At 71.3% G+C, this 10,670-nt stretch carries 9 protein-coding genes; 2 read left to right on the top strand and 7 right to left on the bottom strand.

The window, feature by feature from the left end:
- Positions 1 to 40: 40 nt before the first annotated feature.
- The 7 genes from GQF42_RS07590 to GQF42_RS07560 form a co-directional block, all read right to left on the bottom strand.
- Entirely contained in the window at positions 41 to 898 is an 858-nt protein-coding gene (locus GQF42_RS07590; RefSeq protein ID WP_158918862.1) for an alpha/beta fold hydrolase, read from the bottom strand.
- 74 nt (positions 899 to 972) lie between these two features.
- The gene (locus tag GQF42_RS07585; RefSeq protein ID WP_158918860.1) at positions 973 to 1,839 is read right to left on the bottom strand and encodes a TauD/TfdA dioxygenase family protein; all 867 of its coding nucleotides are present in this window, start codon (positions 1,837 to 1,839) and stop codon (positions 973 to 975) included.
- Positions 1,840 to 1,841: 2 nt separating this feature from the next.
- On the bottom strand, positions 1,842 to 3,203 hold the full coding sequence (locus GQF42_RS07580) for an FAD-dependent oxidoreductase (RefSeq protein WP_233273284.1): 1,362 nt from the start codon (positions 3,201 to 3,203) through the stop codon (positions 1,842 to 1,844).
- Positions 3,200 to 4,915: a prenyltransferase/squalene oxidase repeat-containing protein gene (locus GQF42_RS07575; RefSeq protein ID WP_158918858.1), complete on the bottom strand. Its 1,716-nt coding sequence runs from the start codon at positions 4,913 to 4,915 to the stop codon at positions 3,200 to 3,202. The genes GQF42_RS07580 and GQF42_RS07575 overlap by 4 nt, the downstream gene beginning before the upstream one ends.
- A 15-nt stretch (positions 4,916 to 4,930) precedes the next feature.
- Positions 4,931 to 5,947 (bottom strand): UbiA family prenyltransferase, encoded by a 1,017-nt coding sequence (locus GQF42_RS07570; protein ID WP_158918856.1) that lies wholly within the window; start codon positions 5,945 to 5,947, stop codon positions 4,931 to 4,933.
- Position 5,948: 1 nt separating this feature from the next.
- Positions 5,949 to 6,836 carry a fumarylacetoacetate hydrolase family protein gene (locus GQF42_RS07565; protein WP_158918854.1) on the bottom strand — a complete coding sequence of 296 codons (888 nt, stop codon included), beginning with the start codon at positions 6,834 to 6,836 and terminating at the stop codon, positions 5,949 to 5,951.
- Between the two features lie 36 nt (positions 6,837 to 6,872).
- The gene (locus GQF42_RS07560; protein WP_267906176.1) at positions 6,873 to 8,066 is read right to left on the bottom strand and encodes a cytochrome P450; all 1,194 of its coding nucleotides are present in this window, start codon (positions 8,064 to 8,066) and stop codon (positions 6,873 to 6,875) included.
- A 474-nt stretch (positions 8,067 to 8,540) separates the two neighbouring features.
- Here GQF42_RS07560 and GQF42_RS07555 point away from each other — a divergent pair, with 474 nt between their 5' ends.
- The gene (locus GQF42_RS07555) at positions 8,541 to 9,302 is read left to right on the top strand and encodes a class I SAM-dependent methyltransferase (protein ID WP_233273283.1); all 762 of its coding nucleotides are present in this window, start codon (positions 8,541 to 8,543) and stop codon (positions 9,300 to 9,302) included.
- A 23-nt stretch (positions 9,303 to 9,325) separates the two neighbouring features.
- Positions 9,326 to 10,540, top strand: coding sequence for a cytochrome P450 (locus tag GQF42_RS07550; protein WP_233273282.1), 1,215 nt, complete (start codon positions 9,326 to 9,328; stop codon positions 10,538 to 10,540).
- Positions 10,541 to 10,670: the final 130 nt, after the last annotated feature.

The following is a 10,670-nucleotide window of genomic DNA, read 5'->3' as shown; positions in this document are numbered from 1 at the left end:
GGGCGACCGCCTTGTGCGCACGGTTCGCCGTGCTGTGCGATCAGTGCGGGTGCGGCCCGGTCCGCACCCTGCTGAACGTTTCGCGCAGCAGATTGGCGAACGGCTCCGGTTGCTCCTGGAAGCCGGTGTGCCCCGCGGGGAAGGCTTCCAAGGGGGTGTCGAGCAGGTCGGCGAGCGCCGCCGCGGTCCGGTGGTAGAGCTGCCCCCGGGACGTCGTCCCACCCGCGACCACGATCGGGACGGACGCTGCGCGGAGGGCGTCGAGGTCGGGACGGTACCGCGTGGTGGGCTGGAGGATGTATCCGAAGAACCGGTCCAGGATGGCCCGCACCTCCGGCGGCGCGGTGTACGACTCGGGGGCCGGCGCCTGCCCGGCGGGGCGCGGCGGGGCGAAGCCGATACCGGTCAGAGCCGTGTACTTCCGCAACGCCGTGTCCCGGTGGCCGGCCGCGTAGTCCCGGCAGAGGTCATCGACCGCGGCGCGTACCTGCTGCGCGTCGGACAGCAGCTCGGTCACCGGCGGTTCATGGGCCACCAGGGTGCGCACGGCCTCCGGATGCCGGGTGGCCAGGGCGAGGCCGGTGGTGGCTCCGCCGCTGTTGCCGAACACGTGCGCCGGCCCGGTGCCGAGGGCGGACACCAGCCGCTGGACGTCATCCGCGATGAGTTCGGGCGTCGCCTCCTGGCTCGGATCGGCAAGGGTGCTGCGCAGGATGCCGCGGGGATCGTAGGTCACGACGGTGAATTCCGCGCCGAGCAGTGCCGCGAGTGCCGTGAACCCCCTGCTGCCCATGGGCGAGCCGATCATCAGGAGCAACGGGCCGGAGCCGCGGATCTCGTAGCACAGACGTGCCCCCGGCACGTCCAGGGTGTGCGTCGTGGGGCCGGTGTTCGCCATGCTCAATGCTTCCTCACCTTGTCGTCGCAGCGGTCTGCGCTGCTTTCTCGGTGGTGCTCCCTCGGTCGAGGCGATCAGTACGCTTCCTTCGCGTTCACCCAGTCCGGTGCGTAGCGCTGGTCGGGCACGGGCCGGTAGTGGTCCCACCGGGGCTCGCTGCCGGCGGGGGTGTCGCCGAGCACCACGACGCGCAGGCCCCAGCGTCGTTCGGCGTAGTCGTCGACCGCGTAGTGCTGCGTGACCCTGTTGTCCCAGATCGCCACGTCGCCCGGCTTCCAGTGGTGGCGGCAGGTGAACTCCGGGGAGGTGGCGAAGCCGTGGAGGTACTGCAGGAGCGAGTCGCTCTCGTTCCGGCTCAGCTGAGCGATGTGCGAGGTGTGGGCCCGATTGACGAACAGTGCCCGGCGGCCCGTCTCCGGGTGGACGCGTACGACGGGGTGCTCGGCCCTGCTGTCCAGCCCCGGAATATGGATGGCGTGGATGGCGGTGAGGCCGTCGAGCAGGTCGCGCAGCGGCGCGGACAGCCCCTCGTACGCCAGGTACTGGTTCGACCACATCGTGTCGCCGCCCTGCGGCGGGCCGTCGACGATCTGCAGGATGCTTCCGATGGGCGGATTCGAGGTGTAGGTCATGTCGGTGTGCCAGATCGGAATCTTGCCGTTCTGCTCCGAGTCGATGACCTGGATCTGCGGATGCCCGTCCAGGTGGGGCAGGTAGGCGTGTTCTTCCAGCGCGCCGAACCTGCGGCCGAAGGCGATGCGCGACTCCGCCGACCAGTTCTCCTGCCCTGGGATGAAGATCACCAGGTACTTCAGCAGCAGCCGGTGCAGCTCCGCGAACTCCGCGTCGGTGATCTCCTCCAGCCGCACGCCGCGGATCTCGGCTCCCAGAGCACTGGTGAGCGGTCGGACATCGAAGGCCGTCGTGAGGGCGTCTGACATTCTCAGCTCTTCTCTCCGTTGTCTCGGCTTTCTCGACGTACCTGTGGTGCGCTCCCGGCCAGGCGCCCTGGAACCGGTGGCGCGGTGAACGACCGCGCGCGCAGGTCGGGCAGGACTCCCAACTGGACGAGCCGGTCGATCCTGCCGAGCGGGCGCATGCCGAAGCCCGACATGTTGTACGTCGTCAGATAGTTCAGACGGCTGCTCCTGGCGGTTCCCCGCATGAGCCGCCGGCCCAGGACCCTGCCGCCGAGTGAGGTGCTGGTCATCATGCGCGCCGCGTTGTGGCTCATGGTGTGCACGGCCCGGATCTTGCTCATCCGATCGTTCTCGTAGCCGCGCAGCGCACCGTCGACGGCGGCGCCGTCGGCGAGATCGACGGCCGCGAGCCGGGCCGCGAGGGCCTCGGCGTCGCCGATCGAGGTGTTCATTCCCTGGGCCGCCAGCGGGTGGACGACGTGTGCCGCCTCCCCGAGCAGGACGATGCCGGGCCGGACGAGCGACGGGGCGCGGTAGCACCAGACCGGGATCAGTTGGTGGCGTTCCAGGTTCCCTTCGAGCAGCTTGGCGATCGGAGCCAGCGCGGGCACCTGGCCGAGCAGCCGCTCGCACCATCGCCGCAGCTCGGCCGGGGTCGCCCTGCGGAGTTCGTCCGTCCTCACCTGGACATAGACCCGGATCCGCGCGTCCGGCAGCGGGTAGACCATGACCAGGCCGCGGTCCGTGGCATGGGCGGAGACCTCGTCGTCCACCGGCAGGGTGCCGGGCAGTTCGAACGAGAGCAGCCGGTGGTCGTAGGCGACGGGTCCGGCGTCGATGCCCGCGAGCTTGCGCAGACGCGAGGACATGCCGTCGGCCGCCACGACGAGGCCTGCCCGGATGTCGAGGGCCGTGCCGTCCGTCACGGCACGCACCCCGCGGATCCTGCCCTCCGCGTCCCTGCTGAGGTCCTTGACCAGGACGCCACGGTGCAGACGTACCCTTGGGCCGAGCGACTCGGCCATGCACTCCAGGATTGTCGAGTAGTCGTGGGCGAGCATCCAGGGCCGTTCGCAGCCGAGCACCGCGAAGTCCATGGCCATCAGCTCCTGCCCGCCGGCGGTGCGGGCGACGAGCCGGTTCAGGCGAACCGCCCGTCTGGCCTCAAGGCGGCCGAGCACGTCCCACGCGTGCAGGGAGTCCAGGGAACCGGGCTGGAGGACCTCGCCCTTCCAGAGCGGGGGCTGGCTCGGCCGCTTGTCCAGGAGGGTCACCTCCAGGCCCAGGCGGCCGAGGGCGCAGGCCGCCGCCAGCCCGGCGACCCCGGCGCCGCAGACGACCACGTCGGTGTCCACCCGGTGGTCCGTACCGTGATCGGTCGTCACGAAGCCTCCCGCTCCGCCACCGGGCGGGCGGTGAGCGCGCTCCGATAGGCGCCCAACGCCCTGAGCGCCAGGCCGTTCCCGATCAGGCCGTCCACGTAGTAGGCGAGACGCCGGATGTGCAGGCACACCGGGCTCGCCTCCCACAGGCCGTCGTCCCGTTGCGCGGACATGATCCATTCCGCCGCCCGCCGGAGCCGTTCGTCCTCGGCCGGCAGACCGGCGGCGAGCAGGCCGCGCAGCGCCCAGGCGGTCTCCTCGACGGTGCCCCGCGACGGATCGTCGCCGGGCGTGCCGGTCTCGCCCGGCCCCCATGAACCGTCGGCCAACTGGGCGTTCAGGAGGGCCTCGCGGGCGCGCCGGGCGGCCGGGGCGTCGCCCGCTCCGCCGCGTGCGAAGGCGACGAGCGCCGTGGCGGTCGCCGAGGTGAGGCCTCGGTACCACAGGCCCTCGTAGGTGCCGTCCGGGCGTTGGCCGGTGGGGAGCCAGTCCAGGGCTTTGACGATCCTGGGGTCGGTGCGGGGCAGGCCGCCGTCGAGCAGCGCTTCGACGCACTGCGCCGTCGTGGCGGGGCAGGGGCCGTCGTTGGAGAGTGTGGTGTCCGGGACGAAGGTCCCCCACGAGCCCCTGCCGTCCTGTCGCGACATCAGCCAGTCCAGGCCGCGCCGCAGTTGTGCCCCGGGCTCCGCGTCGCCGGCGGGCGTGAGCGCGGCCAGCACGTTGGCGCTGTCCAGGAAGTTCGGCCACCCGCGGGGGCCTTCCCACCCCCATCCGCCGGGCGGCGCGCCGTAGATGGGGAACGCCCGGTCCTGCTGGCACCCGCGCAGCCACTGCCGAGCCCGGACCAACCGCGGGTCGTCGGTGTAGCCGGCGTCCGCCAGGCCGCGGGCGACGTAGGACCCGCCGATCAGGTCGAGCCCCTGCATGATGTGCCAGGAGCCGTCGGGCGCCACGTTCGACCGGAGGTAGTCGACGGTGTCGGAGATCATGCCTTGCGGGGCCTCGGCGAGGCACAGGCCGATGCACACCACCGCGGCGAGCCAGTTGTCGCCGCCGTACCCGCCGCGGTCGTTCTCCCCGCGTTCCACCTCCCGGAGCAGGCGGAGCGCGGTCGGTCGGGCCAGCCGGTGCAGCAGCCGTCCGGCCCCCTTAGGGGGGCTGTGACGGGCTTGGATGAAGGCCATGGCCACCATCGGCGCGAGCCGGAAGGACAGCCGGGGCCGCCAGATCCGCCGGGGCAGCAGCAGCAACTCCAGCGGGATGCGCCGGGAGCCGCGCATGTCCCGCAGGCCCGCCAGCACGAGGAACGTCGTGGCCATGTGGACCATCCCGGGGTCGGCGAGCGCCTCCACGCCGCCGAGCGATTCGAGCAGCTCCAGAGCGCGCCGCGTAGGCTCCTCGGTCGGCTGCGGAGCCACCAGCCTCAGGGCGGATGCCGTCACCACGGTGGGCACCAGCTGTGACGCGGCGCCAGGCACGCCGCCCCAGCCGCCGTCAGCGTTCTGGGCGGACACCAGCCAGGCGGTTCCCCGCTCGATCAGGTCGCGCGAGCGCGCGGAGTCGGCGAGGCGCAGGGCGACGATCGCGCCGGCGGTCCCCAGGACGGCAGTGGGGCGGTGGTTCGGCCAGGAACCCTCCGGACGCTGCGTCGCGAACAGCGCCTCCGCGGCGCGTGCGATCGATGCCTCGACCCGGCTGTCCACATCTGAGCACACAGCGAACGGTCCTCCTCAGGAAAGCGGCGCCGGCGCGGTGGCCGCGTCCTCGTCAGGGTGCGCGGTGGCACCGCGCGGGAATTCGTACCGGGAACGCATGGCCTGCTGGGTGCCGAACGTGACGGCGAGCAGCGGGACCAGGACCGCGATCACGATGAGGCCCCCGAAGCCCGGCACCAGCAGCGCGGCCGCGAGCACCATCCGCTCGACGACCAGGACCTCGTGCGAACGCAGGGCGAGCCGTGCCGAGGGCTCGGGTCCGGACGCGTACAGCAGGCCGAAGGCGCCGCCGCCCAGGGCCGCCGCGACCAGGAGCATCACGAGGCCGCCCGCCCGGCCGCCCGGCATGGTGAGGATCCCCACCACGGCCGCGGACACGGCGAGTGCGTAGAGCGCCACCGCCGTCCGGACGGCCGTCCTGAGCCCGTGCCGGACCGCGAAGGTGGCATAGCCGCCCGCGCGGTCACCGGAGACGTCGCGCAGGGTCCCGACCAGATTGGACGCGGCGTCGTGCGCCCAGAACACCGGCACGAAGACGAGCACCTTGACCGGCGGATACGCCGAGGCCGTCATCGCCCCGAACACGAGCGCTGCGCCGGTCAACGATCCGCGGACGAGGTTGCCCAGCAGTCCCTTGGCCTTGAACAAGCCGTTGTAGGCCATCGCCCCGCCGATCCCGGCGACGGCCACGATGAGGCTCCGGTAGTTGACGACGGCCGCCGTCACGGCGGCGGCCGTGGCCAGGACCGTGCCGCACCAGACCGCCGTGCGGGGGCGGATCAGCCCCGCGGGGATGGGCCGCTGCGGTTTGCTGATCGCATCGAGTTCGCGGTCGAGGTAGTCGCCGAGGTAGTGCGCCGCGACCCAGATCAAGGTGGGCACCGCCCATGCCGCCGCCAGCTGAGCGGCGCCGTGCCGGCCGGCGGCGATGGCGTGTCCGGCCAGGCCGACCAGGCCGACGTACCAGAGGGTGTACGGCCGCCACGTCCGCACGTGGGCGGTGAGCGCTCTGCCGAGTCGGCGCCCGCGCACGTCAGGCGCCCCTTCCGGAGGGACGGTGGGTGGCGCCGCTGAGCGCCGCACCGCCGTTCCCGGTCCCGTCGGGGGCCCACGGCCGGTCGGGCACCGTGCCGACGGTGTTGCGCAGGGTGCCGATCCCCGCTATGGACACCTCGACCCGATCGCCCACCGACAGCGGCCCCGAGCCCCCGGGGGTGCCGGTGAGGATCACGTCGCCGGGGAGCAGTGACATGTGCCGACTCACCACCGCGACGACCTCGTTCACGGGTGTGATCAGGCCGCGGGTGCCGCCGTCCTGTCTGGTCTCGCCGTTCACCCGGCAGGTGATCCGCAGGTCCGCCGGGTCCAGGTCGGTGGCCATCCACGGGCCCAGCGGGGTGAAGCCGTCGAAGTGCTTCGCCCAGACGGGCGGGTGACCGGTCGGGGCCTCCGGGGCTCGGCGCGCGTACCCGGTGAGGTCGTTCGCGCACGTGTATCCGGCCACGACCTCGGCCGCGCGCTCCGGCGGGACGTTCTTGCAGGCCACCCCGATCACCACCGCCAGTTCGGCCTCGTGCCTCAACTCCCAGGCAGCTCCCGGGTGGCCCACCGGGGCCCCGTGGCCGACCAGGGTCGACGGCGGCTTCAGCACGACGGCGCAGGAGGCTGGGTCAGCCGGGCGCCTGTGGTCGCCGGCCGCTGTCCCGTCCGCCGCGTAGTTGAGCGCGACACAGGCGATCTTGCTGGGCTCGGCGGGCGGCAGCAGTGTGACCTCGCCGAGCGGACGCGCCCGGCCGACGCGGTCGACCCAGCCGCGGCCGGGGCCGTCGTACCGTACGGGCACGACGAGTTCACCGTTCCCGTCGTGCTCGACGCGCCCGAATCCGCTCCGGCCATGGTCGACGAATCTGCAAATCAACACCTGTGTGCTCCCGTTCACCAGTGCAGACGGTGGGTCCTACCAGGCGACCGGCAGCTCTTCGAGGCGAAGCGTGACGTGCCCGCCCCGCCAGCTCAGACTCTCCGGTGGCGCGGCGATCCGCAGGTTCGGGAGCCGCCGCAGGAGCGTCGAGAACGCCGTCCTGAGTTCAAGCCGTGCCAGGGCCGCCCCCAGGCAGTGGTGCGCCCCATAGCCGAACGCGAGATGCGGGTTCGGCCCGCGTGCGACGTCGAACCGCTCGCTGTCGGGAAAGGCCGCCGCGTCGCGGTTGGCCGCATTGATCGATATCTGGACCAGATCTCCCTCACCGATCTGCTGATCTCCCAGCCGCACGGCCTCGGTGGCTATCTGCGGCCGGTTGACGTCGATGACCGGCTGGTAGCGCAGCAGCTCCTCGACGGCGCCGGTGACGAGGTCCGGATCGGCGCGCAGTTTGTCCAACTGGTCCGGGTTGCGGAACAGTCGCAGCATCCCGGCACTGATCGCGGTCTGGGTCGTCTCCAGGCCGCCCGCGAGAACGACGACGGCGAGCGAGAGCAGTTCCTCCATCGTCAGCGCGTTCGCGCTGTCGTGGGCATGGACCAGGCTGGTCAGGATGTCCGCGTCCGGTGCGGGCCCGTCGCCCAGCGCCGCGCGCTTGACCGGCACCAAGTGCTCGATGTACTTGGTCAGTTCGAGCCACGCCGTCGGGTCGGGAGCGCCGTCACCGACCGCGGTGATGCGCTCGCACCAGCCGCTCAGCGCGTCGCGGTCCTCGACCGGGAAGCCGAGCAACTCGCAGATGGCGATGGCGGGCAGGGGAACGGCCAGGTGGGCGACGAGGTCCGCCGGCGGGCCCTCCCGTTCCATGGCGTCGATCAGGTCGTCGGTCCACGCCTGGACGCGCGGCGTCATGGCTTCGATCCGCCGGACGGTGAACGCCTTGGCCACCAGGCTGCGTAGCTCGCTGTGGGGGCGCCCGTCCATGTTCACCGACCGTGCGCCACCCGGGTCCGCGCCGGACTGCCGGGCACGCACACCCATGACGTCCCGGGTGAACCTCCGGTCGTTCAGGACCGTCCGGACGTCCTCGTGCCGGGTCACCAGCCAAGCCTGCCGGCCGTCCGGGAGCCGCACCCGGGGGAGCGATTCCTGGCGCCGCAGTTCGCCCAGTCGCGTGTGCAGTTCGCCCGCGGTGTCCGCGGAACTCGGAAAATCAGGGACACAGTCCATTGTCGGGATTCCGATCTGGGTGGTCCGCGCGTAGGTCATGCTTCGCCGCGGTGCCCGGCAGGGCGCGGTTCGCGGGAATGAGTGGCAGAAAGAGGCATCAACGGCTTCGCCGGTCGGCCTGTCCTCGTAACGTGGAATTACCTTGGCAGCTGCTCCCCGTGACAACCATCCCTGACTAGTGGGGGTGCTTGTCCGACGGATCCTCCTCGCAGCCGGAAGACCAGGAACAACACTGGTGCCGCCGGGTCTTCAGGTGGGGCGGGGATGCTCTTGGCGCGCGGAATCGCGGTTCGGCCAACCCCTGATTTTTCGGAGCTGGCCGTTGCCCGTGCCGTTCGGCATCGTGGCCGTTCAATGGCGAAGGCACCGAAATCGTCCCGAGCGGGCATTCGACAATCTAAGGTGAGCGGTATACACACTATGCCTCACACACGAGTTCCCTTCTCCGAGAACGAGCTTCCCCGACACCGCCGAGTGGCGGAGGGGTTCGGCGCGGATCCGGAGCGTTACGACCGGACCCGGCCCAGCTATCCCGAAGCCCTGGTGAACCGAATCGTCGAGGCCCGCACCCAGTTCGACGTCGTTGACGTCGGCTGTGGCACCGGCATCGCGTCCCGGCAGTTCCAGGCGGTCGGCTGCACGGTGCTCGGAGTGGAGCCGGATCCGCGGATGGCCGAGGTCGCGCGGCGGCGCGGACTCGAAGTCGAGGCGTCGACGTTCGAGGCCTGGGACCCGTCCGGCCGGACCTTCGACGCCGTCGTCTCCGGGCAGACCTGGCACTGGCTGGACGCGGTCGCCGCTGCAGCGAAAGCGGCCCAGGCACTGCGGCCCGGCGGACAGCTGGCGGTGTTCTGGAACGCGGAGATCCCACCCCCCGAGGTACTGCGGGCCTTCGGTGAGACGTACCGGCGGCTGTTGCCCGATTCTCTCGTTGCACGCCAGTGGACGACCAACGCCCTGGACGGGTACACGATGCTGCGCCGGAACGCAGCCGACGGGATACGGAAGGCCGGTGCGTTCGGCGCCCCCCAGGAGTGGCGGTTCGACTGGCAGAAGTCCTACTCCCGGGACGCATGGCTGGACCAGTTGCCCACGCACGGCGACCACGGCCAGTACCCGGTGGCCACGGTGGAAGAGGTGCAGGCGGGCATCGGGGCCGCCATCGACGCGATGGGGGGCAGCTTCACGATGGGCTACGCCACGATCGGGCTGAACGCGGTGCGGACGTCTGCATGAGTGTCACGGACAGCGGAAGGGACATGACCGAGATGACGGCTACCGAGCGCGGGGTCGGTCTGGCCGACCAGTCCGCCGACGCGGAGACGGTGCTCGCCTGGTTCCGAAGGATGCGGGAGAACGCGCCCGTCAGCCACGACAGCGAAGCCGGCGTTTGGCATGTCTTCCGTCATGCCGACGTGGAGCGGATCCTTGCCGACCCGGGCACCTTCTCCTCCGACTTCAGCTCGCTCATGGCGTCGCAGGAAGATGTCGCCCGCTTCATCAAGGGCAACCTCCTCCGGAAGGACCCGCCCCAGCACCGCAAGCTGCGCACCTTGGTGAGCAAGGTCTTCACCCCGGGCATGGTCGCCCAACTGGCGCCCCGCATCGAGGTCATCACCGATGAGCTGCTGGACGCCAAGGCCGGTGCGGAGCAGATGGAACTGGTCTCGGACCTGGCGTACCCGCTGCCGGTCATCGTCATCGCCGAACTCCTGGGCATTCCGGTCGAGGATCGCCCGATGTTCGGGCGTTGGGCCGACTCACTGGTCGCGCCGGAGAGCCAGACGAGTTTCATACCGAACGCGGAACGCACCCAGGCCATGGCGGTCGTCATGCGCGAGATGAACGCCTACTGCCTGGAGCACATCCGCCACCGGCGGGCCCGGCCGCAGGACGACCTGGCCAGCAGGCTCGTGGCGGCGGAGGTGGACGGTCAGCGTCTGGACGACGAGGAGATCATCGGGTTCGTGGGGCTGCTGCTGCTCGCCGGCCACATCACGACCACGGCGCTGCTGGGCAATGTCGTCCTGTGCCTGGACGAGCATCCGGACGCCGCCGCGGCACTGCGGGCGGACACCGGCGGGCTGCCCGGCGCCATAGAAGAGGTCCTGCGTTTTCGCACACCGCTGGCTCCGAGCATGCGCAGAACGACGAGGGACGTCCAGGTCGGCGAGCACACGGTACCGGCGGGCCAGATCGTCCTCGCGTGGCTGGCCTCGGCCAACCGGGACGAGCGGCAGTTCTCCGAGCCGGATCGCTTCGACATCCGTCGCACCCCCAATGCGCACCTGAGCTTCGGGCACGGGATCCACTTCTGTCTGGGAGCACCGCTCGCCCGCCTGGAGGTCCGGATCGCCGTGCAGAAGATGCTCACTCGCTGGAGCGGGATGTCGATCGGCGAGGGGGTCGAGCACCACGATGCGCGAGGGATCGTCGGCGCCAAAAGGCTCCCGCTCCACCTCCGCTGGGCCTGACCCGGTCGCCCGACCCCAGGTCGACTGCGAGCAGCCGTCCGACAGTGCGGTGGTTGGCGCACACCCATGGCCCGGTCGCCCCGCAGGCCCGGTCGCCGCCAGGTCGGGGCGCCGGGCCATCGGGGGTGTC

The organism is Streptomyces broussonetiae (genome assembly GCF_009796285.1).
GTDB classification, from domain to species: domain Bacteria; phylum Actinomycetota; class Actinomycetes; order Streptomycetales; family Streptomycetaceae; genus Streptomyces; species Streptomyces broussonetiae.
Note: the sequence above shows the minus strand (reverse complement) of the source record. Positions and strands in the feature narration are given on the sequence as shown.

Bases quoted from the DNA above. Each gene is read 5' to 3' on its own strand.
- GQF42_RS07550 (WP_233273282.1), top strand. From the start codon at position 9,326: ATGACCGAGATGACGGCTACCGAGCGCGGGGTCGGTCTGGCCGACCAG.
- GQF42_RS07590 (WP_158918862.1), bottom strand. From the start codon at position 898: ATGGCGAACACCGGCCCCACGACGCACACCCTGGACGTGCCGGGGGCA.
- GQF42_RS07585 (WP_158918860.1), bottom strand. From the start codon at position 1,839: ATGTCAGACGCCCTCACGACGGCCTTCGATGTCCGACCGCTCACCAGT.
- GQF42_RS07560 (WP_267906176.1), bottom strand. From the start codon at position 8,066: ATGGACTGTGTCCCTGATTTTCCGAGTTCCGCGGACACCGCGGGCGAA.